This window comes from Novosphingobium sp. FG137 (assembly GCF_057809735.1).
In genome coordinates this window covers 654,390-678,220 of record NZ_JBMDKN010000002.1, presented here as the reverse complement: position 1 = coordinate 678,220, position 23,831 = coordinate 654,390, and the positions used below count along the sequence as shown (strand labels likewise).

Below are 23,831 nucleotides of genomic sequence, written 5' to 3'. Positions count from 1 at the left end.
ACGATGCGGCGCTGTGCGATTCTGCACCGGCGGCGCGGCGTCTGCTTACCGTTGCCTCCGCCTCAGGCGACGCGCATTTGCGGTTGCTATGGCGTGCACGGGCGTGAGCGCATCAGCGCCGACCCGCGCGGTCCGCTCCGACGCGGCGACAGTGAATTCGGCAGCGCGCGCTGCTAGCTCCAGCCATTCGCCAAGTGTCGGTGCGCGGCCGCGCGATGTTATCATGCCAAGATGCTGCGCCTCGGTCAGCACTGCCCGATTCCACGCCAGCATCCCGCTCGCCAATGCTTCACCCGCATGCGAGAACGCGGTTATCTTCTCGGGCACCATCCGCCCGAGTTCAGCCTGATCGGCCGTCAGCGGATCGGCTAGCGCCGCACGCATGGTCGCCGTGCGCTTTTCGATGACGCTAAGCGAGGCGGCCAGAGTTTCGGCCGCGCGTATCGACGAGCCGGCCATGATGGCCTGCGCTGCGACCAAGCGCGACCACGCGGTGAAGGGGTTGATCATGGGTTCTCCTCAAGTTTCATCAAAGCCGGGCTGGCCAGTTGCGATCTGCCAGCAGGGGTATTCGCCCAAAAGCAATGGCATCAAGCGTGAAGGTGATGGCATTGGCCCCGAAGTTGCACGAATCGCGCGCGACCCCTCGCAATTCCTCGTCGAGCCCAACCGAATTGCGCGATGCCACGACAATATAACTGATCGCGGCGCTTTCGAGGTCAATCAACGCTTCGACGCACCTGCCCAGCGGCACCCCGGCGCGATCAGTGACTGCCAGGCCATTGAGCCGGCTTGCGGCAACAAGCGACGGCCCTGGCGTATGTTTGCTATTGTCGGCGGCCGTCCTCGCACCATCCTGATACTTCGCTTCCCGCCCGAGCCAGCGCCAGACGCCGACCAGATTGACCAGCGTGAGGAACGCGTTGGTGGCGAGCAGGCTTGGCTGACCGGTCGATGCGCCGATCAAGGCCCAGCACACCGAACCGAGCGTAAATACCAGGAAACCCCAGCCTGTCGTCCGCGCGCCAAGGTTTGCCGCGGTCATCATGGCGGCGATCATGGTTGCGGCGGGTGCGATCCACTGCGCGGCGGTGAGCCAGACACTCATTTCAGCGGCGCAATGCGCAGCGCGCATTGAGGTCGTTGCGAATTGCCGTCGCCGCAATCCCGGCCTCACCCATCGCATGGCTGATCTGGTCCAGGCCGAGCACAACATCACCCGCAGCATAGAGTCCCGCAACGGTGGTGCGCTGGTGCGCGTCGACCTCGACAGACCCGCTGCCGGTCACCGTTGCACCCAGCGCGGCTGCAAGATCGCTGTGCACGATCGTTCCGAGCGCTGGATAGACCGCCTCGAACGCCTGCCGCGCAGACGCTGTGGCCAGCAAGAGATGATCCTGTTCGATAGCATAACCGATGATCGGGCCATCGACGCGCGCGATGCCGGCATCCTCGAGCATCGCCTGATCGGCAGCGCCAAGATCATGGCCCGTGCGCGGCGCGATGAGCGTAACGCGTGCAGTGAAACTGCGCAGGAACAAGGCCTCTTGCACCGCGTGCGCACCCGTGCCGATCACCCCGACATCGGCGTCGGTCACCTCGTAGCCATCGCACACTGGGCAATAGCGCAGCAGATTGCCCGCGACAGCGCGATCGTGCAGCGGCTGGTCCATGCCCGGCGGTGCAATATTGCTCACGCCCGTTGCCAGCAGAACAGCCCTTACGCGCTGTTCTGCATTGCCGATGGTCGCTATAAAACTGGCCGCTTCCCGGCGTAGGGCGGTGACGGTACCACATTCGATCCGGGCACCGAAATTGCGTGCCTGCTGCGCCATGTTCGCAACCAACTCTGCCCCGACAACACCGTCAGGAAAGCCGGCATGATTGTGCGTCTTGGGAATTGACTGCGCCCGGCCGCCGCCGCGATCAACTACCCGCACACGCAGATGGAACCGCGCGAGGTAGATGGCAGCGGTCAACCCGGCAGGGCCGCCGCCGATAATCAGGCAGTCGAGGGTGTCGTTCATCGCAGAATGAGGCTGCATCTTTGCTCAACCGATCAAGCGCTCGCCGGTTCCGGAAGATTCCTGACGGAACCAGTGAGTCATCATGGCTCTTGCCGGTGCCTAGGCCGCCGAGCTGCACGACATTGTCGGCACCCTGGGGTGGCCGAAATGTCCGATTACGCCGAAAGCCGTCATTCAAGTGGCGGTTCGGAACGACTGACAAGTCCCAAGGGAAGGCTTCAACGTCCGGCGGCAACCGACCGGTTCGCGCCGTTCTGCAGAAGGCGCTTCAATGTCTGTTTTTGCCAATCCCAGTCGCAAGCGTGTTCGATATCATCCGGGCCAACGGCACTGACCGAACCACGGTCAGGGCATGAAATCTACGCCCGCGGTCGCTAACGATCAGCCAGGCAGGCAGCACCAGCCAATTCAGATCTTGAACGGTTTCGAAAGCGTATAGGCACCGTCGATAGCTAGCCACGAGCAAAGTGTCTCAGCGCAAAACTCGACTGGATATGGGCAACACCCTTGGTCCGCGTCAATTGCGCCAGCAGCGTCTGATAATGATCCAGGCCCGTGACAACGACCTGCAGCAGATAGTCGGCGCCGCCGCTCATCAAGAAGCCGCCCAAGACTTCGGGCATGGTGGCAACCGTTGCCTCGAAATTCGCCAGAATGTCTTCGACCTGACGCTCCATCGTGACCGAAACAAACACTGTCATCCCGTTGACGAGCCGCTCGTCGTCGATCTGCGCCGCATAGCCCCTGACAATCCCGGCTGACTCCAGCCTCCGCACGCGTCGCAACGTTGGGGTCAGGGAAAGCCCGATCCGCTCGGCAAGTTCGCGCCAGCTGATTCGGCCGTCGGAGCGCAGGACATTGACGATCCGCCGATCGAGGCTGTCGAGCTTTTGGTGCGTTTCAGCCATGATTCCCCGTTTTGATAGCGCAAACGTGCCAAAATCGCGGAGTCAGGCAGGCACCTTTGGTCCCACTTACCACAACCTCTCTGATAGGTTGAAGGCCTTATTGGGAGAGCAGGCATGGCGCGGCGGGTAACGGATCTCGACAGTATCTATCTCGGCGAAGCGGGGCCGACGTTCATGACCGGCATTCAGGCCCTGGTGCGCCTGCCGATGATGCAGCGTCGGCTCGACCGGCATCTCGACCACAACACCGCCGGACTGATCTCGGGCTATCGGGGCTCACCGCTCGGGGCCTATGACCAGCAGTTGTGGAAGGCCGAGCGTTACCTCGGCGCGCACGACATTGTTTTCCAGCCCGGTCTCAACGAGGACCTCGCCGCGACCGCGCTATGGGGCGCCCAGATGCACCGGGCGTTTGGCGAGACGTCCGTCGATGGGGTGTTCGGCATCTGGTACGGAAAGGGCCCCGGTGTCGACCGTTCGGGGGATGCCTTTCGTGCAGGCAACATGCTCGGTACATCTGCGCTGGGCGGGGTGCTGGCCGTTGCAGGTGATGACCATGCGGCCCAATCCTCGATGTACCCGCACCAGACCGACGGCATTTTCCAATCGGTGATGATGCCTGTCCTCCAGCCGGCGAACGTGGCGGAAATTCTCACGCTCGGTCTGGCCGGGCTGGCGTTGTCACGGTTCAGCGGGCTGTGGGTGGCGATGAAGACAATCGCCGAGGTGGTCGAAAGCGCGGCGTCGTTCGAACTGCCCGATCCCTATCCGGCGTTTCTGCACCCCGAGCGCAACGTTCCGCTGCATGGCCTCAACTGGGATCCTCGGATTGCCTGGCCCGCCCAACGCGCCGAACTTGAACGGCGTCTGCTTGACGAACGGCTGCCGGCAGCCATCGCATGGGCCGGGCTCAACCGCCTCGATAGCCCGGTGATCGACAATCCCCGTCGCCGCCGCCTCTGTGTGGTCACCGTGGGCAAGGCCCACCAGGACCTGATGCAGGCGATTGAGGACCTTGCGCTGAATAGTACCGATCTCGAACGCCTTGGCCTGTCGGTCTACAAGGTGGCCATGAGCTGGCCGCTGGATACGGCTAGCCTGATGCGATTTGCCGAGCGGTTCGACGAAATCCTTGTGGTCGAGGAAAAGCAGCCGATCGTCGAGGATCAGCTCAAGGCCGCGCTGTATCGCAGTCCGGCCGAGCGGCGCCCCCGCGTCACCGGGAAGGTCGATCATGCCGGTCAGCCGCTGCTCCGCGCCACCATGGAATTCTCCCCTCTGGTTGTGGCGCGCGCGCTGCTGCGGCGTCTGGCGGGGAGCGAACTCGAGCAAAGCCTCGCGGAGCGGATCGAGGTTCTTGATGCACGCGCCGACAGTTCCACGGTCATTCCGTTTCCGGCGCGCAAGCCCTTTTTCTGCTCGGGCTGTCCGCACAGCACGTCAACCAAAACGCCGGAAGGCTCGATCTCGGGCGGCGGTATCGGGTGCCATGTCATGGCATTGGCGCAGCCCGCGCTGAAAACGGCGACCTTCAGCCAGATGGGCGGTGAAGGTGCGCAGTGGATCGGCGCAGCGCCCTTTTCCCGGACACGGCACATCTTCCAGAATATTGGCGACGGCACATATCAGCACTCAGGGCTGCTCGCGATCCGCGCTGCCGTCGCGGCAGGCACCGCGATCACTTACAAGATCCTCTACAACGATGCCGTGGCGATGACCGGTGGCCAGGCCGCCGAAGGCACCCTGAACCCCGCCGCCATTTCGCGGCAGCTTGCAGCAGAAGGCGTAGCGGCGATCCATCTGGTGAGCGACGAGCCCGAGTTCTGGCGTGCGGCCAGCGACCTTGCGCCCGGAACAACCGTCCACCACCGCGATGCCATGGATGCGTTGCAGCGCGAACTACGCGAAGTGCCGGGGGTCACGGCCATTCTCTACGTCCAGACCTGCGCCGCCGAAAAGCGCAGACGCCGCAAGCGGAAGGCTTTGGCCGATCCCGATCGCCGCTTGTTTATCAACCAGCGCGTCTGCGAGGGCTGTGGCGATTGTTCGGTGCAATCCAACTGTATCGCGGTTGAGCCGCTGGAGACGCCTTTCGGCCGCAAGCGGCAGATCAACCAGTCGAGCTGCAACAAGGACTTTTCCTGCGTGAAGGGCTTCTGCCCAAGCTTCGTCGAAATCGACGGGCCGGTGTTGCGCAAACCCGATGACGACCGGCTCAAGGCAATCGAGGCCGAGCGGTTCCCGGTGATGCCCCTTCCAGACATCCCGGCGTTGCAGGGCGTGATCAACGTCTACGTCGCCGGGATCGGCGGGCTTGGCGTGTTGACTTTGGGCGCACTGATCGGGACGGCAGCGCATCTCGAAGGGCTGAACGCGACGGTGCTCGACTTTACCGGGCTGGCGCAGAAGAACGGTGCGGTGGTCAGCCAGGTGCGGATTGCGCCTGCCAGCCAGCCGATCCACGCGGTGCGGATCGGCGAGGGCACGGTCGATCTCATGATCGCGACCGACAGCACAGTCGCGGCGGCTCCCGACGGGCTGCAGAAGCTTGCGCAGGGCCGGACGGCCGTGGTGCTCAACACCGATGAAACGCCGACGTCCGACGTCGTGACCGATCGCGACGCTACACTGCCGACCAAGCAGATCCTCGAAACCCTGACAGACCGGGCGGGCCGCGCGTTCCCGCTCCGCGCATCGGCGCTCGCTCGCGGACTGTTCGGCGATACTGTGGCCGCTAACGTGATGATGGTGGGCTTTGCCTGGCAAAACGGATTGCTGCCTCTGTCTCTCGAGGCGATAGACGGCGGCCTTGTCGCCCTGGGCACGGCACTCGCCGCCAACCGACGGGCTTTCGCTTGGGGGCGACTCGCGGCCCTCGATATGCCCGTAGTGGAGGTCGTTGCGGGTCTCGCAGCGCCGTCGCTCGAGGCCGAGACCACGACTGCCCTTGCCGAGCGGCTTGAGGCCGAGTTGGTCGCTTACCAGGATCGCGGTTACGCCGATCGCTATCGGGCCCTGATCACGCGCGCGTTGCAAGCCGCTTCGCCCCACGGTGAGGCCGGGCAGAGGTTCGTGCGCGCGGTTGCCGAGAACGCCTTCAAGCTGATGGCCTACAAAGACGAATACGAAGTTGCGCGGCTCTACGCCGACCCGGACTTCGCGCGCAGCCTGGCCGCGCAGTTCTCGGATCGCCGCTCGATCGGTGTGTGGCTGGCACCGCCATTCCTCTCCAAGGTGGATCCACGCACGGCTCGGCCAGCCAAGCGCAAGTTCGGCCCTTGGGTATTCACCGCCTTCCGGCTGCTCGCGTCGGCAAGGCGCGTGCGCAGCAGCTGGGCCGATCCATTCGGCCGGACGGTCGAGCGCCGTGCAGAGCGCCGCTGGCGCGACGACTATATCGCGATGATCGGCCAGCTTTGCGACGAATTGCACCCGGATGGCCTTGAGATTGCCACCGCACTGGCCTCATTGCCCCGGGATATTCGCGGCTTCGGTGCAGTCAAGGAGGCTGCAATGCGCGAAGCCGAAGCACGGCGTGCCGCACTGCTCAGTGAATGGGCCAGTCCGAAGACTCAGATGACACGCTCGGCAGCCTGAGGTCGATCATGGTTCTGAATGACCTGCAATCTGCCGTGCGCGACTCTGCGCAAAAAGGGCTTCTGCCAGCGGCCATTGCCCACGAAGCGACGAGCGGCTAGCCGCCTCCGCGCTCACTCTGCCGCAGCATGTCACCGATCGACGTGTCGAAATGCACGTTCATCGCCATCGCGGCGGCAACCGGATCACGTTCGCCAATCGCTGTTGCCAGCGCGCGGTGGTGCCCCAGGATCGCGGCGCGTTGCTCCACGCTGGTTCGGGTCTGCCAGGCGGTGGGTACGGCAAGGCTCATCATCGCTTCAAACGAGCGGATGATCTGGTGAAACAGCGCATTGCCGCTCGCGGCTGAAACGCACTGGTGAAATTCAATGTCATGGCGGATCAGCGCGGGCATATCTCCGGCATCGCCCGCTTCGCCCATGGCATCGACCAACGTGCGCATTTGCTCTGCCTGGGCGTCGCTGCGGTGCAGCGCGGCCAGTTCTGCGGTCCGCAGTTCGAGCGTGCGGCGCACTTCCCAGATTTCGGCCATCGAGACTTGCGCGGTCGCGATCGCGTGATCGAGCGAGGCCGCCATGACCGAGCCGTCGATCGCACCCACGCGCGGGCGCCGGCCATTGCCGACATCGATCTGCCGCAGCGCCGCGAGCGCGCCGAACGCCTCACGCATTACGGCCCGGCTGACACCGAGCTTGGCCGCAAAATGGCCTTCGCCCGGCAGGGTGTCCCCCACCTTGAGTTGATTCTCGACGATATGCGCGTTGACCGCATCAACCGCACGCTGGACCAGTGTCGATCCACCCGTCTCGCGCGGACGCTGATCGGGAGCCGCCTGCGTTGCCATCAGGCGGCCATCCGGCAGCTGCGAAATTCGCTCGGCGACACGCCGTAGCGGCGGCCAAAGGCGCGGCTGAAGCTGGCGTTGTTGAGGTATCCGCTGGCAAAGCCGATCGACGAGACGGGCAGGTCTGTGGTCAGCAGTGCACGGCTGGCTTCAGCGAGCCGCCGCTCAGCGAGCGCTTCGGCCACGGTGCACCGGTAGAGCAGACGGAACCCGCGGGTGAGCTTGGCGCGGTTGATCCCGCAGGCGCGCGAAAGTCCGGCGAGGGTAAGCTTCTCGGACCAGCGCTCATCGATGAGGCGGCGCGCTGCCACGATCCGTTCGCTGTCAGAGCGGGTCAGCGCCCCTTCGATCGGGACCGCCTCTCCCGAGGCCAGCAGCGGCACAACTTCGCAGAGCAGCTCGATGCTCTTGGCCAGCCGATAGGTCTGCGCCAGTTCGCCTGGCAGGGCACAATCGAACAGGCGCAACGCGATGGCGCGGACATCCGAGCTCAGATGAAAGCGCTCGCCGTCGAGATCGTCTGGTTCCCATCCGAACACGCGTGCCAGCGCGGCGCGCGCAACAACAAACGAGACGCTTGCTTCGCCTTCGACGGGCGTTTCGAGCGGCTCGGCAGTGGTATCGGCGGCCACGCGCACGCTCGGTTGGTCTCTGAGACCGAAAACCAGAAGCGCGGAGTCGGGAGGGAGCGAAACGCCGTCCACGCTGCCGCAGCCCAGCAGTGTGGTCATTTCCGGCGAGACGATCACGCTGCGGGGGAAAGGGTTGCTCATGCGTTCTTCGCTAACCTGTCAGATAGCTTTTGGCAAGAGCTATCAGACAGGTTGGTGTTCGACCGGTCTGGGCGCATTGCGCATCGCTGCGATGAAGGTCGCAAAGGAAATCGTGGAGACGACGACCCCGACCAGGGCCAGGGCCATGGCAAGATGACTTTCACCGCCGAGCAGCGTGCTCACCCAGCCCACCAGCGGCGGGGCCAGCCCGTAGCCCAGCAGACCGGCCACCGCGATGAACGCGCCAATGCAAAGCCCGCGCAGTTCGTTGGGGATGTAGACAGTGAGCGCGACCGAGATGACAAGACCGGTCACCGCCCCGCAGGCGATCAGCACGCCAAGCGCAACGCCGACCCCGGCAACCGTCGGCAAGATCGGAAACAGAGCCGCTGGTATGCCGAGCCCTGCGGCAACGACCGCGCCGATCAACAGGCCGCCCTGTCGGCCGCTGCGCTGCCCCCAGTCAGCCGACAGCCCGCCGAGCACTGCGCCGAGAAGACCCGCGCCGAAGACCACCGCACCGAGCCATGCGCCGAACTCCTGCGGCTGCTGGTGGAAGCCGCGTGAAAGCACGGGCGCAATCCACACGCCGGCGGCCACGTCGGCCATCACGACAGCGACCTGCCCCGCAAACAGCGGCACGAGAAACCGCCATCGCGCCAGCAGTTCGCGAGCCAGGGTGGCAAACGGGGCGCGCGGCCCCGCCTCGACATCGCGCCGCTCCGGCTCACGCAGCGCAGCGATCGGAACGAGCAACGTCGCACTGAGCAGCGCAAGGGCAAGGTGGGTGCTGCGCCAGGGCTGGCCTGTGCCCAACCACGCCGGCATCTCCGCGCCCACGAACCGGCCGTAAAGCCAGCCCGAAAGCCCGAAAGCCGCCGCGACGCCGAGGCTCTTGCCCAGGTTCACGATCAGCAGCGCACGCCCGCGCTGCGGCGCGGCGCACAGATCTGCGCCGAGCGACAGCGCGGCGGTCAGCGCGCCGGTCGTGCCGATACCGGTGAGCATGCGCGCGATGAACAGCAGCGGCACGTTCGGTGCCAGCGCGGTCAAGGCAGTGCCGAGCGTCCACAGGATCGCCATGGCCGCGATCAGCCGCACGCGGTGCGCGCGGTCGACCATAATGCCGATGGGGATCGAGAAGACCACGAGAGGGATCGCGGCGCCAAGGCCCTGGATCAGCCCCAACGCGGTGTCGCTGAGGTGCAGTTCGGCTTTCGCCCCCTCCTGCACGACACCGAACGAACCCATCGCGGTGAAGCCGGTGGCCATGATCAGTGCGAGGATGAGCAGCGGGGGAAGCGCTCGGCCGAACGGGGATGCAGCGTTCGCCCCCAAGGGCAGGTCTACCTTGGTCACGCCTCGCTCGGTCGTGTGAGCTGGAAGATCTTGCCGGGGTTGAACAGGTCATGCGGATCAACCGCGCGCTTGATCGTGCGCATGAGATCCACCGTGTCCTCACCCAGCTCGCGCACCAGCCAGTCCTGCTTGCCAAGCCCGATGCCATGTTCGCCCGTGCACGTGCCGTCCATGGCAAGCGCGCGCTCGATCAGCCGTGCATTGATCCCCTCGACTTCCTCCATCTCGTCTGGCGCATCCGGATCGATGGAGAACACCACGTGGAAATTGCCGTCTCCGACATGGCCGAGGATCGTCGCAGGGATCGCGGATCGGTCGAGGTCCAGCCGGGTTTCGGCTATGCATTCTGCAAGTCGGCTGATCGGCACGCAGACATCGGTCGCCCAGCCGACCGCACCGCTGCGCAGCGCTACTGCGGCATAATAGGCCTCGTGTCGTGCCTTCCACAGCCGGTTGCGCTCTTCAGGCAGGTTCGACCACGCAAATTCGCCGCCACCATTGCCCGCCGCGATCTCGCGCACCGTCGCGACCTGTTCGGCAACGCCTGTGGGCGAGCCGTGGAACTCGAAGAACAAGGTCGGTAGCTCGGGGTAGGAGAGCTTCGACCAGACGTTGACCGCCTTCATCTGCATCGCATCAAGGATCTCGACGCGCGCCAGCGGCACGGTCATCTGGATCGACTGAACGACGGTATCGACCGCGCCTGCCAGCGTATCGAAAGCGCAGACCGCCGAGGAGATCTGTTCCGGGATCGGATGAAGCCGCAGCGTGATTTCGGTGATGATGCCGAGTGTGCCTTCCGAGCCAATGAACAGCCGGGTGAGGTCGTATCCCGCCGCAGACTTGCGCGCGCGGGTTGCGGTGCGGATATCGCGGCCGTCAGGTGTGACCACGCGCAGCGACAGCACGGCCTCACGCATCGTGCCATAGCGCACGGCATTGGTGCCGCTGGCACGTGTGGAGGCCATGCCGCCGATCGTGGCGTTGGCGCCGGGATCGATCGGGAAGAACAGACCCAAATCGCGCAAGTGCTCGTTGAGCTGCACGCGGCGGACACCTGCTTCGACCGTGCAATCAAAGTCCTCGGCGTTCACTTCGCGGATCGCGCGCATCTCGGACAAATCAAGCGAAACCCCGCCATGGACCGGCGCAGCATTTCCTTCGATCGAGGTGCCTGCGCCGAAGGGCACCAGCGGTACTCCGGCAGCGGTGCACAGCCGGACCAGCGCCACCACGTCCTCGGTCGAACGCGCGTAAACGACGGCATCGGGCAGCATCGACTGGTAGTGGCTCTCACTGCTGCCATGCTGCCGCCTGACCGCCTCGCCAAGCTGGAGGCTCGCACCGAAGCGGGCCTCGAGTGCCGCCAGAAACGCGGTTGGCAGCGGCGCCCGCTCGGGCGCGGGAGCGGGCGCCGTCACGATCAGAACTTCAGGCTGGCGCGCACGCCGTACCGGCGGCGATCGCCGGCAATGCCGAGATCGGATGCCGGAAGCCCGGCGAGTTGCAGCGTGGTCTTCTCGATGTAGGACTCGAAGTATTGCTTCTGGAACAGGTTGTTCACGAAGCCGCTGATCTCGACCGGACCGGTGCGGAAGCCGATCGAGGCGTTGACCAGCGTGTAGCCGTCGAGGAACGTCGGGGTCGTCTGATTGAGCGTTCCGGCCAGCCGCTTGCCCTTGCCGATCACCCCGGCCGAAAGGCGCACCTCGCTGTCGCGGCCGACCGGGATGGTATAATCGGTGTTGAGATTGAAGCTCACGTCTGGCTGGAAGGTCAGTCGGTCGGAGGAAAGCACCCGCCCGGTTGTCGCGGTATAGGCGTCGGTATTGGTCAGCCGCGCGTGCATCAGCGTCAGCCCGCCCGAGATCGTCCAGTGCGGCAGCGGACGGAACGAACCTTCGAGCTCGAGGCCGTAGCTGCGGACATCGCCGGAGTTGAGATCGACAGTGACGAGACCGCCGGTGGCCGAGGGCGCGATCGAGTTCAGCCCGATGTAGTTCTTGTAATCATTGAAGAACACGTTGCCGGACAAGGTGACGCGGCGATCGGCGGACACGTAGCGGCTGCCGATTTCGTAAGTCCAGGCGGAGTCGCCCTGATAGGTGCGCTGTGGAGCGGTAACGGCATTGAACCCGCCGCCGCGATAGCCGCGCGAAACCGAGGCATACGTCATCAACTCGTTCGTCCAGTGCCGAGTCACCGTCAGGCGCGGTTCGAACTGGTTGGACTTGATCTGGGCCGAGGGCAGTTCGATGCCGTTGATCCCGCCCGTGGCGCGGCGGCTCTCGTGATCGTAGCGCAGCCCGAGCGCAACTTCCCACGCGGTGCTCGGCTTCCAGAACACCGTACCAAACGCCGCATAAGTATCGGCATTCGTCCCGTTGGTCGCGGTGTTGACCAAGGGGAAGGGCGGGAAGATGTTGATCTTGGTGACCGCGACTGCGCTGGTTTTCTCGTTGCTGTAGAACAGCCCGAAAAGGGTCGAGATCTGGCTGCTCCACGTGCTGTCGAGCCGCAGTTCGGTCGTCTTTGTGCGGAGCGTGTCGGTGCCGGCGGTGCGCACGAGGTCCAGCGGACCGAAATCACCCTCACCGTCGGGCGTATCGCCGTCGCGGGCATCGTAGGAGCCGATCAGCGAAAGCTTCTGCGAAGCACTGAGCGAAGCATCGATCCGGGCGCTCACTCCGCGGTAGCGGTAGGTCACGCGGTTGAGCGAGTTGAACGGCACTGTGTACTGGTAGTCCTGCGGGCCGGTGACGCGCGAATAGGGCGTGTTCACGCCGTGGATCCAGTCGTAGTAACCCTTGATAGTCAGCGTCACGTCGCTGCTGGGTGCGATGCGCACCGTACCGTTGAGGTCGTCGCTCCTGAACGCATTGGCTTTGCCGCCGACCACGCTGTTGGTCTGGAAACCGTCCTGCTCGCGGTGGGAATAGGCTATGCGGGCTTCGATCACGTCCTTCACGATCGGCCCGGACAGGGCACCGGCTGCCACCCAGGAATTGTCGGGCCCGGCGAAGCTGGTCTGCCCCCGGAATTCGAGCGTGCTCGACGGAGCGCGGGTGATCACGTTGATCGCGCCGCCCAGGGTGTTCTTGCCATAGAGCGTGCCTTGCGGTCCGCGCAGCACTTCAATGCGCTCCACATCGAGAAGCGGATTGTTGAGATAGCTGGTGTTGGGCTGATAAATTCCGTCGATGAACAGGCCGACGCCCGGCTGGACGCTCTGGACGAGCGTGACGCCGACGCCGCGAATGGCGACGAAGGCGCGACCGGTGCCGTCCGAGTTGATGTTGAGGCCCGGCGAAAGGGCCGCGGCTTCGCGCACGTTGGCGATGCCGCGGTTCTCCAGCACAGTGCCGCTGATCGCAGTCGCGGCGACCGGCACATCCAGCAGCGTCTCGGTGCGCTTGCGTGCGGTGACGACGATGGCGCCGTCATCGGCGGAAGTCCCATCGGTCGAGGCGGCGCCTTGCGGTGCCGCATCCGCAGCGTGTGCCGGCAAGGCAGTGGTGATGGCAAGTGCGGCCACGGCGGCCGCCATGGCGCGTGGGGCGGACCCTGCCGCAAGGATCGAGATCAGGCGCATGTGGGTTCCTCTCCCCGCTATGCCGGGCATGGACGCGCCCGGTCATGGTGATCCGTCCGACCTATCGGAAAGGTGACCTATCTGAAAGGTTCGAGGCTGTGCTGATCGGCACGCTCAGTTGGCCGCGCGGAACAGGCGCTGTTACCAGCAGGTGTATCCGCCATCGGCGAGCACCACGCTCCCGGTCATCAGGCTGGCTGCCTCCGATGCCAGAAACAGCACGACGGCGGCAACTTCCTCCGGCTCGCCCAGCCGGCCCTGCGGCGTTCCGTCGATCCATCGGCGGTACATCTCGCTGGTCCGATCGGCAAAGGCGTTGAGCGGGGTGGCGATGTAGGTCGGCGCCACCGCGTTGACACGCACGCCGCGGCCGGCCCACTCGGCGGCGAGGCTACGGGTCAGCTGGTGCACCGCCGCCTTGGAAGCGTTGTAGTAGCTTTGCGGCTGCGGCCGGTTGACGATAAACCCGGACATCGATCCCACGTTGACGATGCTGCCGGACCCGGCTGCCAACATGTGCCGACCGAACGCACGGGCGCACCAGAACGTGCCATTCAGATTGACGTCGAGCACAGTGCGCCAGTGCTCGTCGGTCACGTCCTCGGCCGGGGTATCGCTGCGTGCAATGCCGGCGTTGTTGACCAGAATGTCGATGCGGCCGGCCTGATCCACGAGGTCGTCGGCGACGCGCGTGACAGCAGCGGGATCGGTCACATCAAGGACCACGTGACCGACTTCATACCCTTTTGCGGCGAGCACCCTCCAAGCATCCGCCAGCGCCGCTTCGTCCCGGTCGCCGATCGTGACATTCGCGCCGGCCTCGGCCAGCGCTTCGGCTATGCACAGGCCGATGCCTTGGGCGCCGCCGGTGACGAACGCGATTTTGCCATCGAGCCGGAATCGATCGAGATACATCGCTGGGAGTTCCTTCCGGATCAGGCCAGAAACGGTGCGACCGGCATAGGTGGCTCGTGGACAGCTTTGCCTTGCGCAAGCTGGTAGACTTGCCGCGTTTCCGCATCGAATTCGGCCCACGGCAGGCTGCCATCGGTCGCGAAGCCGACCCAAAGCGCGTGGATGCGCTGCGCCAGATCGTGTGGAGGTGCGGTCCCGGCTATGCCGCGCGGCCCCGTCGCCGCACCAAGCGCGTTGAACACGAACGGCACATCGAGCGCATGGCACGCGCCGAGATCGCCGCTGCAAGCGGGCGAGCGCCAGTCGAATTCGTACATATGTGTGCGGCCGCGATGGCTTTCGGCAAACCGCCGCGCTGGCCAGCGGAACACGAAATCACTCGTCGCGCGGCAAAAGACCTCACCGGAAGAGGTTCCGCGCGCGCCCAGGCCATAGGTTGCGAGGATTTCGCGCGCCTTGGCGTGGGCCATGCCGAAGACCTTGCGCGCAAGGTACTTGCCAATGATGCGACCAAGCCACCCGTTCAGTTTGGCCTTTACGCCGGTAGGCACCCAGTAGAGGTTCATCTCCTCGGCATTGGTGCCGATCAACAGATCGATATCCGAGCCGGCGCCCTTCGTGAGTGCATCGAGCGGGTGATCCGGCAGAACATCATCGCCAAAAACCGGGATGAACCGGCTGATGCCGAACACTGGCTCGTAGCCCTGCTCATCGCGCAAATCGAGCTTTGCGCCCGGCTTGGCGATGCGCTCGATCGCATCCATGACCGCATCGATGCCCGCTCCGGCAAACCCCTCGCGCGTAGCGGTAATGCCGAGCTCTTTCGCCAGGCGGGTCGTGACGCGCTCCGCGATGGGAATGCTGCGGACCATCGCGCCATGTCCGCTCTGGATGATGGCGCGGTGAAAAAGCCCCTTGGCGAGCGGTGACGCCATCAGGTTGGCGATCGCCATTGCGCCTGCGGATTCGCCAAACACGGTGACGTTGCCGGGATCGCCGCCGAACGCTGCGATGTTGTCACGCACCCATTCGAGCGCGGCGATCATGTCGCGCAGCCCGAGATTGGTCCGAACGCCCGGGATCGGCAGGAAACCGTCGATGCCCATGCGGTAGTTGATCGCAACGCAGACGACTCCGGAGCGGGCAAAATTCTCGCCCTGCTGGACAGGCGCGTCCTTGCTGCCGGCCAGAAATCCGCCGCCATGGATCCACACCATCACTGGCCTTGGCTCGTTATCTTTGGGAGCCCAGATGTTGCAGGTGAGGTAGTCGTCGCCCCGCTCTGTGCCTTGTCCGACCAATGCCGCTACGTCGAGCGCCGGAAACGGCGCAACACGCTGCGGCGCGCTGGGGCCGGGCACCACCGCTTCCCGGATGCCGTTCCACGGCGCAACAGGCTGGGGGGCGGCAAAGCGGGCAGAGCCGACCGGCGGTGCGGCATAGGGCACGCCCAGGAATGTGCGGACGCCTGCAGAGCAGATCCCGGCGATCGAGCCGGCTGCTAGTTTGGCGATGACGCGGGTTTGAGTCATGGAGCAGGCCAATCTTGGTGCAGGATGGGCCACCAATCTAGCAGCTGAACAACCTGTCGCTACCGTCAAGGATTTGCAGTGCCGCACTTGCTCGATGCCGATCGCGCGCCCCGGGGCCAGGTTCGGTGAGGAGGTGCCGAGCGGACTGCCGGCGGAACGGATTACATCGATGAACGCCGAACGTGCCCTGCGTGAATGTTGGCCACGTCATTTATCCCCATAAGTGCGAGGCAGCGGTCGAACTCATCCTTGAGAATGGACAGTGCACGGTGGACACCAGCCTGACCGCCGGCAGCCAGTCCATAAAGGTAGGGCCGGCCAATCGAGCAGGCTGTCGCGCCCAGCGCGAGCGCCTTGACCACGTCCGAACCGCGACGAATGCCGCCATCGCAAATGATTTCGGGACCGGTTCCCACTGCCGTGCGGATCGCGGCGAGTTGGTCGACCGGCGCCGGGGCACCATCAAGCTGACGCCCGCCATGGTTGGACACCATCACACCCGTTGCGCCGGAATCTATCGCGCGCTTTGCATCTTCCGGGGTCATGACGCCCTTGATGCTCAGCGGACCGCCCCATTCTCGCGCCAGCCACTCGGCATCTTTCCAGCTGATGGCAGGGTCGAACTGCTCGTTGATGTAATCGAGCAGACTTACCGAAGGGCCAGAGAGCGCACCGACGCGGTGGCTGACATTAGGAAAATCGAATGGCGGCGCGATCAGCGCCGGCAACGACCAGCCCGGATGCAGCGCAAAGCTCAGTAGCGATTGCCAGCTGAGCTTCGGTGGGATCGAAAGCCCGTTGCGTCGATCGCGCTCGCGATTGCCAGCCACCGGGGTGTCGACGGTGAGCACGAGGCCGTGAAAACCTGCCGCCTTGCAGCGCGCAACGAACTCTGATGTCAGGCCGCGGTCGCGGAAGATATAGATCTGGAAAAGGCGTGGTCCGGCAAAGGCCGCGGCGAAGTCTTCGAGGCGCGTCGTGCCCATGGTCGACAGGCTATAGGACAGGCCATGATCGGACGCCGCGCGAGCCACGGCAAGTTCGGCTTGGCGATGAAACATGCGGGTCAGGCCGGTCGGCGACAGCAGCAGGGGCAACCGCACCGGCTGGCCGAACAGGCTTGTCGCCGTGCGGATCTGCGACACATCGACCAGCACATCGGGCACCAACTCGTAGTGATCGAAGGCCGTGCTGTTGCGCCTCAGCGAAACCTCATCCTCTGCGCCGCCATCGATGTAATCGAAAATCGGCTTCGGCAGCCGGCGTCGCGCCGTACGGCGGAGGTCCGAGATGTTGCAAGCATGGTTCAGCAGCACGCGGTCTGTCCTCGATCCGTTCGGCTTGGGCGGTGTTGCGCCGAACAGTCAGAGATGAGCGACGCGCCGAACGTGCGCAGTTGGTTGATCACCGGCTGCTTGTCGTATGCGGCGAAGCGCTCGACGCCGTCCCTTCCTACCACGCGCGGAGCGGGCATTTGATGTCTGTTGATTGACCTCTTCATGCGCACGCACTTTCGCTGGACCAGAGCCTGTAGGCTGCGCCAATCGGACGCGGATTGACGAACGCTTTCTCTTTGCCGCGCGGATTGCAGATTGTGCTTCACGGCAGGCGGCTCAGACGCAGTAGGTTACGCCTGCAGACCATAGCTCAGGCTTTGGTCGCTGAGTTTTGTTAGGCCAGGGAATTCATCTTGTGCAGACCGCCATGCTGTTCATGGAGGCGAAGTTCACTCCCACGGACGTTTGCTTTTGGCGACCCCTGCCGCTCAACAGGTGACGCGGGAACGACCACAAAGTACCAAAGTCTTCCCCGGCGCCAGATGATTGCGCTCGGAGGAACCATTCTTGATTCCGGCTCGGTTCGTTTCAGCGTCAGTCACCAAGGTTCTGAAGCCACGCCCGCATGGACCGCGTGGCCAGAGAGATAGGCGAAGCGGGCCGGCACGATCAGGCGGATCTCCGTTCCGAACCCTTCGGCGCTTTCTATGCGCAGTCTGGCCTTCATGGCCCGGGCGCGTTCGTACATGCCGAGGAGGCCGAAGTGGCCGGGTCGCCCGCGCGGCGAAACGAAGTCGCGGCGGATCCCCTTGCCGTTGTCGCGCACGAAGGCGCTGAAATGGAGCCGGCTGAAGACCACGCCGATATCGACGCGCGTGGCTTCGGAATGGCAGGCGGCGTTGTTGAGCGCTTCGCCGAGGACGGCGAGCACTTCATCGACCAGTTCGGGCAGCAGACGGCGCGGCTTGCCCTGAACCTGCAGCGGCCCGATCAGCCCGGCCGGGTAGATTTCCTGCGCGGCAATCCGGGCGAGCTCGGTCAGGATATTGCGCTCGTCCATCCGGCGCAGCCCGGTCACGCGGTCGCGGCCCTCCACCAGCATTTCCTCGGCACGGTCCAGCGCGGGGACCAGGATCGCCTGCGCATCGGCATCGTGCGCGAAGCGGTCTGCCACGGCCTGAAAGCGCAGGATCAGGCCCTGCACGCCCTGGATCATCGTATCGTGGAGTTCTCGCGCGATGCGCTCGCGCTCGCGGTTGCGCTCCAGCATGCGGTCCCGGATCTGGCCGCTCACCTGGCTGAGGCGCAAGCTGAACAGGGCATAGAGCCCGCCGCAGATGGCGAGGGCGGCAAGGACCGTGAACCACCAGGTCTGGTGCCAGGCGCGGGCAATGGTGAAGGAGAGGCGCAAGGGGGTGGGGCTCCACACTCCGTCCTCGTTGGCCGCGAGCACTTCGAAGGTGTAGTCGCCGGGGCGGAGATCGGCGAACACGGCTTCGCGCACGTTGCGCACGCTGGTCCATGCCGCATCCGCGCCGAGCAGCCGGTAGCGGAACCGAACCCGCTGGGGCACCGCAAGGCTGGTTGCGGTATAGCCGATCTCGATCCGCGTCGTGCCGGCCGGAAGCACCATTCCGCCGGTCGCAGCGAGGCGTAGCCCCTTGGCCATGATATCGCGCACCAGCACGGTCGGCGGCAGGGTATTGGCGGTGATGGCAGCGGGATCGATGAAGAGGATGTTGCGCCGGGTGGCGAACCACACCCGCCCGTCGCCGCCGATCACGACCTGATCGCCCCCCCCTTTCTGGACGAAGCTGTTGAGCCCATCGCGGAAATCGAACACGCGCGCGGAAACCGGAGCGCCGGGCCGGGCGAGGGCATGCGCCACATCGGCGGAACGCAGGCGCACGATGCCCATATCGCCGATGCCCCAGCTTTCGCCGCCACGCCCTTGCGCAAGCCCGTTGAGCGAAGCCGCCCAGGGATAGCGCTGCTTGTCCAGCAGCGGCGGGCCGGGCAGGAACGGCGCGGACAGGCCTGCAGAGCCGCTGACGAGCAGCGTGCCCTGCGCCCGCAACAGACCCTCGATGCCGCCGCTCGCCACCGCGCGATTGTCGAGCGCGAGGAACGGCGTGGGGCCGCGCGGCGCCCCGGCGCGGAACTGGATCACCGCGCGTCCATCCGGCAGCAGCGCGGCATTGCTGGGAACGCCGGTGTTGGGACCAAGCCCCGGCCAAGCGTGCCAGCGCCCTGCTTCGAGCACGAAAAGACCGTGATCGAGCGCCGGCAACCACAACCTGCCAGCGGCATCTTCGGCGCAGGCCTGCGCGGTGAACGTCGCATGCTTGGCCCTGCGCGTGCCGCTGTCTTCCTTGGCATCCAGCCGAACGACCTTGTCTGCCAGCACGGCCCAGATACCACCGGCCCGCGCGGGACAAAGCGCCTCGACCGCGTCCTGGGTGGCAAGGATCCGGACGGGATCCGCTCCCGGCGCGATCCGGTAGATTCCGCTGCCTTCGGCGGCATAGACCACTCCGGCCTGGTCCACAGTGAGCCGGTACGTGTTGGCCGAATTGACCGGAATGCCCGGCGCAACCGTGATCGGCACCCGCCGCAGCATGTTCAGCCCCAGTTCGGTGCCGATCCAGATATTGCCTTCCCGGTCCTGAAAGATCGCGCGGGTCTGGTTTGAGAGCAGGCCGGTCGTCATGTCGAGCCGGGTCACTTCGGTGCGACCAGCCGGACTGAGCGGTGCCACGACGCGCACGACGCCGCTGCTCCATGTCGCTTCCCACAGATCGCCGCGCCGGTCGAACAGGGTGCGTGTGCCCCCCGCTGGGTCGGCATGGCTGTGCTGCGGTCCGGTTCTGATGGGTTCCGATCCGCCTTGCGCGATCTGCTGCGTGCCCGCCCGGTCAGAAAGCCAGATACCGCCTTTCGCATCCTGCGCGAGGCTTGCGCGCGGGGGCACGATCAAGCCGGTCGCCTCGAACGTCTGCCTGCCGGGAAGGCGGCGGTAGATGGTGCGTTCCAGCACGACCCAGAGCGTGCCGTCGCGCGCGAAGAGCAAGTTCCAGATCGGCTGTTCGGGCAAGCCCGAGGCGCTGTCGAACTCTTGCCAGTGGCCGCCGGAAAACCGCGCCAGCGAGCGGACGGTGCGCCCACCGCGAGCGACCCAGATCGCCCCATCGGGGCCTTCCACGATATCGTTCACCTCGCGCGAGGGATTGGGCATGCCTGAAGGTCGGAGCCGGCCCTGCCGCCAGACGAGCAGGCCCTGTCCGCGCGCCAGCCCGATCCAGACATCGCCATTGCGCGCGGCCAGGACCTGCGAAACCACCAGCCGCTGCCCATCCTCGACTTGCTCGAACGTGACGCCGTCAAACCGGAACAGGCCGTCCACGCCGCCGATCCAGAGCATGCCGTCAACCGACTGGGTGATCGAATTGATCCGGCTGGGGGCACCTTCTTCCAGCGACCAATGCGTGATCCGGAAACCCTGCAAGGCATCCCGGTCATTCGCCGATGCACGCGCGCCGATCAGGAGGATCAGGGCCGCGAGGCACTGAACCACCAACCTGCAGGCCATCGCCCCCCGGCGCGGCAGGCAACTGCTAAAGCTCAATGATGCCCCGTCGCGCGGCGGTGGTCACCGCATGGGTGCGATCGCTGACATTGAGCTTGGAAAAGATGCTCTTGATGTTCGACTTGACCGTTTCCTCGGCGACGCCAAGCCGCCAGGCAACCTGCTTGTTGGACTGGCCGCCCGCGATCATTTGCAGGATCTCGACCTCGCGCGCGCTCAGCGCATCCTGAATGGCGTGGAGCGCGATCTCATGCGCCACATCGGGGTGCAGATGGCGCTGGCCCTTGTGAACCGTGCGGATCGCACTGAGCAGCTCGCGGCGCAGGCTGCTCTTGAGGAGGAAGCCCGATGCGCCGGCACGCATCGCTTCCAGCGCCTTGGCATCGCCCGAATAGGTCGTCAGCACGATGATCCGTGCATCGGGTGCTTCGGCGCGGATCGCCCCGATGGCCTCCACACCGCCCATCTCGGGCATGCGCAGGTCCATCAGCACGATATCGGGCCGAAGTTCGCGGAACAGCCGCACCGCGTCCACGCCGGTCTCCGCCTCTCCGGCGATCACCATGTCATCCTGCAGCGCGATCACCGAGCCCACGCCCTCGCGCAGGATGGGGTGATCGTCGGCGATCAGGATGCGGATCGGCATGGCAGGCGCGGCAGGCATGTCGGGCTCCGGAAAGGACTGGGCCAAATGCGGATGCCGTTCGCTCGCATTCGGTCCTGCTGAAATATCATGCCGCGCAAGGGCTTGAAACCCACTCGAAAGTGGGCGGCACGTGCCCCCGTCCGGGTGTTCCCGGCTGGGCACGGGAAGCGCACTCTCACAGCGGATTTGAGCAGGGGAGAACACGCCGTGACCGACGACCAGGCACCAGCCGCAGGCCCCGCGCTCCGCCGCCGGGATTTCATGGCGGCCACATCGGCCGGAGCGATCCTTGCGACCCTACCGGGCCCTGCGCTGGCCGCCGCTACCACCACACCCCCCACATCAGGAGACCGCACCATGGGTACCGTGACCACCAAGGACGGCACGTCCATCTTCTACAAGGACTGGGGCCCCCGCGATGCGCAGGCAATCGTGTTCCATCATGGCTGGCCGCTGAGCGCGGACGACTGGGACAACCAGATGATGTTCTTCCTGCTCCATGGCTACCGCGTGATCGCGCACGACCGGCGCGGGCATGGCCGCTCGACCCAGACCGATACCGGCAACGAGATGGACACTTACGCCGCCGATGTCGCGGCGCTGACCGATCATCTCGATCTCAGAAATGCGATCCATGTCGGCCATTCGACCGGCGGCGGCGAAGTGGCGCATTATGTCGCACGTGCCCGGGCCGGGCGTGTTGCCAAGGCGGTGCTGATCGGCGCTGTCCCGCCGATCATGCTCAAGACCCCGGCCAACCCCGGCGGCCTGCCGATGGAGGTGTTCGACGGCTTCCGCGCGGCGCTTGTCTCCAATCGCGCGCAGTTCTTCCGCGATGTGCCGACAGGGCCGTTCTACGGCTTCAACCGGCCGGGCGCGAAGGTCAGCGAAGGGCTGATCGACAACTGGTGGCGGCAGGGCATGATGGGCGGTGCCAAGGCGCACTATGATTGCATCAAGGCCTTCTCGGAAACCGATTTCACCGAGGATCTCAAGGCGATCCAGGTGCCGGTGCTGATCATGCACGGCGAGGACGACCAGATCGTGCCGATTGCCGATTCCGCGCAGCTTGCGATCAAGCTTGTGAAGAAGGGCACGCTCAAGACCTATCCGGGGCTGCCGCATGGCATGGCGTCCACGCATCCCGACGTGATCAATGCCGATCTCCTTGCGTTCTTCAAGGCGTGAGGCGGACATGAGCTACATCAGCCGCCTCGACCTCTCCGAGCATGTCCGCAAGCAGGCCTGCGGGCTGCTGCAGGCCCGCCTGTCCGATGCGCTCGATCTCGAAGCGCAGGCCAAGCAGGCGCACTGGAACGTGAAGGGCCCGCACTTCCTCCAGCTCCACGAACTGTTCGACCGCCTCCACGGCGAGATCGAGGATTTCGTGGACATGCTGGCAGAGCGGATCACCACGCTCGGCCACGTCGCCGATGGCCGCATCGCGACGACCGCCGCCAATTCCACGCTTTATGGCTATCCGATCGAGGCGAGTGGCGGCGAGGCGCACCTCAAGGCGCTGTCCGCCAGCCTCGGTGCCTTCGGAAAGGCGGCGCGTGATGCCATCGATCAGGCCAGCCTCGCGGGCGATGCCGATACCGCAGACCTGTTTACCCAGATCTCGCGCGAGACCGACAAGCAGCTCTGGTTCCTCGAAGCGCATCTCCAGGCGCACTGAACCGGACCAACCCTCTCCCGAAAGGAGCATCCCATGTCCTTCCGATCTCAGAAACTGATCAACGCCGACGACACGCTGTTCATCTTCATCGATCACCAGCCGCAGATGGCGTTCGGCGTCACCAGCATCGATCGCCAGCTGCTCAAGAACAACACCGTCGCGCTCGCCAAGGCAGCCAAGCTGTTCGGCGTCCCCACGATCATTACCGCGGTCGAGACCGAGGCCTTCTCGGGCTATATCTGGCCCGAACTGATGGACGTGGTGCAGCAGAAGCCGATCGAGCGGACTTCGATGAACTCGTGGGATTCGGACGAGCTCGTCGCGCAAGTGAAGGCCAGCGGGCGCAAGAAACTGGTGATCGCCGCGCTGTGGACCGAGGCCTGCCTGCTCTTCCCCACACTCTGCGCGATCGAGGAAGGCTTCGAGATCTATTTCGTGACCGACGCCTCAGGCGGTACGTCGCTTGAAGCGCACGAGGCCGCGATCCGGCGCATGGAGCAGGCCGGTGCGCACCCGCTGACCACGATCAACGCGCTGCTCGAACTCCAGCGCGACTGGGCGCACCGGGATACCTACAACGGCGTGATGGACATCGTGCGCGAGCACTTCGGTGCCTACGGCATGGGCGTCGATTACGCCTACACCATGGTCCACAAAGCCCCCCAGCGCGGGACATTCCCGCATGAGGCACCCCACCCGGCAGGGCACTGAACCCGCCCGCAGGCCTGACCGGGAGACCTCCTGCCCATGAAACCCTATCTTGTCGCTCTAGGCATCGGGCTGCTTGTCGGCGCGATCTACAGCCTGCTCGGTACGCGATCGCCTGCCCCTCCCGCGATCGCGCTGCTCGGATTGCTCGGCATGTTGCTGGGCGAACAGGCTGTGCCGCTGGCGATACGGGTATGGCATGGGCAGGAGGTCGCTTCTTTCTGGAGGACCAACTGCGCCGCGCGGGTGACGGGATTGCCACCTGCTGCGGCGCCTTCTTCCTCCGCCGAACCGCACCAGCCATGAGCGCGACCCGGCGCGGCACGCTCTCCGGCCTTGCCGGCACGGCTGCGCTCTCGCTTCTGCCCGGCCGCCTGCGAGCCGCGTCC

19 protein-coding genes are annotated in these 23,831 nt (G+C 65.2%); 5 read left to right on the top strand and 14 right to left on the bottom strand.

Annotation, left to right across the window (positions count from 1 at the left end; genetic code table 11):
• Positions 1-45 precede the first annotated feature (45 nt).
• The 4 genes from ACODS2_RS08850 to ACODS2_RS08835 all read right to left on the bottom strand — a co-directional run bounded on the left by ACODS2_RS08850 (position 46) and on the right by ACODS2_RS08835 (position 2,935).
• A complete protein-coding gene (locus ACODS2_RS08850; RefSeq protein WP_488998478.1) occupies positions 46-510 on the bottom strand; it encodes a hypothetical protein in 465 nt (154 codons plus the stop codon).
• A 19-nt stretch (positions 511-529) separates the two neighbouring features.
• The gene (locus tag ACODS2_RS08845) at positions 530-1,060 is read right to left on the bottom strand and encodes a PRC-barrel domain containing protein (RefSeq protein ID WP_488998477.1); all 531 of its coding nucleotides are present in this window, start codon (positions 1,058-1,060) and stop codon (positions 530-532) included.
• 49 nt (positions 1,061-1,109) lie between these two features.
• Complete coding sequence (locus tag ACODS2_RS08840) at positions 1,110-2,027, bottom strand: NAD(P)/FAD-dependent oxidoreductase (protein ID WP_488998476.1); 918 nt, start codon at positions 2,025-2,027, stop codon at positions 1,110-1,112.
• 452 nt (positions 2,028-2,479) lie between these two features.
• Positions 2,480-2,935, bottom strand: coding sequence for an Lrp/AsnC family transcriptional regulator (locus ACODS2_RS08835; RefSeq protein ID WP_488998475.1), 456 nt, complete (start codon positions 2,933-2,935; stop codon positions 2,480-2,482).
• A 114-nt stretch (positions 2,936-3,049) separates the two neighbouring features.
• On the opposite strand from ACODS2_RS08835, the gene ACODS2_RS08830 reads away from it, so the two are divergent.
• Entirely contained in the window at positions 3,050-6,532 is a 3,483-nt protein-coding gene (locus ACODS2_RS08830; RefSeq protein ID WP_488998474.1) for an indolepyruvate ferredoxin oxidoreductase family protein, read from the top strand.
• 97 nt (positions 6,533-6,629) lie between these two features.
• Here ACODS2_RS08830 and ACODS2_RS08825 read toward each other — a convergent pair whose 3' ends face one another.
• From ACODS2_RS08825 to ACODS2_RS08780, 10 genes are all read right to left on the bottom strand, one after another.
• A complete protein-coding gene (locus ACODS2_RS08825; RefSeq protein WP_488998473.1) occupies positions 6,630-7,376 on the bottom strand; it encodes a FadR/GntR family transcriptional regulator in 747 nt (248 codons plus the stop codon).
• Entirely contained in the window at positions 7,376-8,149 is a 774-nt protein-coding gene (locus ACODS2_RS08820) for a helix-turn-helix transcriptional regulator (protein ID WP_488998472.1), read from the bottom strand. Before ACODS2_RS08820 ends, ACODS2_RS08825 begins: the two co-directional genes overlap by 1 nt.
• Before the next feature lie 42 nt (positions 8,150-8,191).
• Entirely contained in the window at positions 8,192-9,508 is a 1,317-nt protein-coding gene (locus tag ACODS2_RS08815) for an MFS transporter (RefSeq protein WP_488998471.1), read from the bottom strand.
• A complete protein-coding gene (locus tag ACODS2_RS08810) occupies positions 9,505-10,929 on the bottom strand; it encodes an FAD-binding oxidoreductase (protein ID WP_488998470.1) in 1,425 nt (474 codons plus the stop codon). Before ACODS2_RS08810 ends, ACODS2_RS08815 begins: the two co-directional genes overlap by 4 nt.
• 2 nt (positions 10,930-10,931) lie before the next feature.
• Entirely contained in the window at positions 10,932-13,100 is a 2,169-nt protein-coding gene (locus ACODS2_RS08805) for a TonB-dependent receptor (protein WP_488998469.1), read from the bottom strand.
• 141 nt (positions 13,101-13,241) lie between these two features.
• Positions 13,242-14,015 carry an SDR family NAD(P)-dependent oxidoreductase gene (locus ACODS2_RS08800; protein ID WP_488998468.1) on the bottom strand — a complete coding sequence of 258 codons (774 nt, stop codon included), beginning with the start codon at positions 14,013-14,015 and terminating at the stop codon, positions 13,242-13,244.
• Between the two features lie 20 nt (positions 14,016-14,035).
• Positions 14,036-15,547 (bottom strand): carboxylesterase/lipase family protein, encoded by a 1,512-nt coding sequence (locus ACODS2_RS08795; protein ID WP_488998467.1) that lies wholly within the window; start codon positions 15,545-15,547, stop codon positions 14,036-14,038.
• A gap of 161 nt (positions 15,548-15,708) precedes the next feature.
• Complete coding sequence (locus tag ACODS2_RS08790; protein WP_488998466.1) at positions 15,709-16,863, bottom strand: alpha-hydroxy acid oxidase; 1,155 nt, start codon at positions 16,861-16,863, stop codon at positions 15,709-15,711.
• Between the two features lie 559 nt (positions 16,864-17,422).
• Positions 17,423-20,413 (bottom strand): sensor histidine kinase, encoded by a 2,991-nt coding sequence (locus ACODS2_RS08785; RefSeq protein ID WP_488998465.1) that lies wholly within the window; start codon positions 20,411-20,413, stop codon positions 17,423-17,425.
• A gap of 25 nt (positions 20,414-20,438) precedes the next feature.
• Positions 20,439-21,074, bottom strand: coding sequence for a response regulator (locus ACODS2_RS08780; protein WP_488998464.1), 636 nt, complete (start codon positions 21,072-21,074; stop codon positions 20,439-20,441).
• A 339-nt stretch (positions 21,075-21,413) separates the two neighbouring features.
• Here ACODS2_RS08780 and ACODS2_RS08775 point away from each other — a divergent pair, with 339 nt between their 5' ends.
• The 4 genes from ACODS2_RS08775 to ACODS2_RS08760 are packed head-to-tail and all read left to right on the top strand — an operon-like array spanning position 21,414 to position 23,748.
• Complete coding sequence (locus ACODS2_RS08775) at positions 21,414-22,244, top strand: alpha/beta fold hydrolase (protein WP_488998609.1); 831 nt, start codon at positions 21,414-21,416, stop codon at positions 22,242-22,244.
• Between the two features lie 7 nt (positions 22,245-22,251).
• Positions 22,252-22,734, top strand: a complete 483-nt coding sequence (gene dps, locus ACODS2_RS08770) for a DNA starvation/stationary phase protection protein Dps (protein ID WP_421836765.1) — start codon at positions 22,252-22,254, stop codon at positions 22,732-22,734.
• 33 nt (positions 22,735-22,767) lie between these two features.
• A complete protein-coding gene (locus ACODS2_RS08765; protein WP_488998463.1) occupies positions 22,768-23,445 on the top strand; it encodes a hydrolase in 678 nt (225 codons plus the stop codon).
• A 36-nt stretch (positions 23,446-23,481) separates the two neighbouring features.
• Entirely contained in the window at positions 23,482-23,748 is a 267-nt protein-coding gene (locus ACODS2_RS08760) for a DUF1427 family protein (RefSeq protein ID WP_298165989.1), read from the top strand.
• The last annotated feature ends 83 nt before the right edge of the window (positions 23,749-23,831 follow it).

Coding starts and splice junctions, on each gene's coding strand:
- ACODS2_RS08850 (WP_488998478.1), bottom strand. CDS start 510: ATGATCAACCCCTTCACCGCGTGGTCGCGCTTGGTCGCAGCGCAGGCC.
- ACODS2_RS08845 (WP_488998477.1), bottom strand. CDS start 1,060: ATGATCGCCGCCATGATGACCGCGGCAAACCTTGGCGCGCGGACGACA.
- ACODS2_RS08840 (WP_488998476.1), bottom strand. CDS start 2,027: ATGAACGACACCCTCGACTGCCTGATTATCGGCGGCGGCCCTGCCGGG.
- ACODS2_RS08835 (WP_488998475.1), bottom strand. CDS start 2,935: ATGGCTGAAACGCACCAAAAGCTCGACAGCCTCGATCGGCGGATCGTC.
- ACODS2_RS08830 (WP_488998474.1), top strand. CDS start 3,050: ATGGCGCGGCGGGTAACGGATCTCGACAGTATCTATCTCGGCGAAGCG.
- ACODS2_RS08825 (WP_488998473.1), bottom strand. CDS start 7,376: ATGGCAACGCAGGCGGCTCCCGATCAGCGTCCGCGCGAGACGGGTGGA.
- ACODS2_RS08820 (WP_488998472.1), bottom strand. CDS start 8,149: ATGAGCAACCCTTTCCCCCGCAGCGTGATCGTCTCGCCGGAAATGACC.
- ACODS2_RS08805 (WP_488998469.1), bottom strand. CDS start 13,100: ATGCGCCTGATCTCGATCCTTGCGGCAGGGTCCGCCCCACGCGCCATG.
- ACODS2_RS08800 (WP_488998468.1), bottom strand. CDS start 14,015: ATGTATCTCGATCGATTCCGGCTCGATGGCAAAATCGCGTTCGTCACC.
- ACODS2_RS08795 (WP_488998467.1), bottom strand. CDS start 15,547: ATGACTCAAACCCGCGTCATCGCCAAACTAGCAGCCGGCTCGATCGCC.
- ACODS2_RS08785 (WP_488998465.1), bottom strand. CDS start 20,413: ATGGCCTGCAGGTTGGTGGTTCAGTGCCTCGCGGCCCTGATCCTCCTG.
- ACODS2_RS08780 (WP_488998464.1), bottom strand. CDS start 21,074: ATGCCTGCCGCGCCTGCCATGCCGATCCGCATCCTGATCGCCGACGAT.
- ACODS2_RS08775 (WP_488998609.1), top strand. CDS start 21,414: ATGGGTACCGTGACCACCAAGGACGGCACGTCCATCTTCTACAAGGAC.
- dps (WP_421836765.1), top strand. CDS start 22,252: ATGAGCTACATCAGCCGCCTCGACCTCTCCGAGCATGTCCGCAAGCAG.
- ACODS2_RS08765 (WP_488998463.1), top strand. CDS start 22,768: ATGTCCTTCCGATCTCAGAAACTGATCAACGCCGACGACACGCTGTTC.
- ACODS2_RS08760 (WP_298165989.1), top strand. CDS start 23,482: ATGAAACCCTATCTTGTCGCTCTAGGCATCGGGCTGCTTGTCGGCGCG.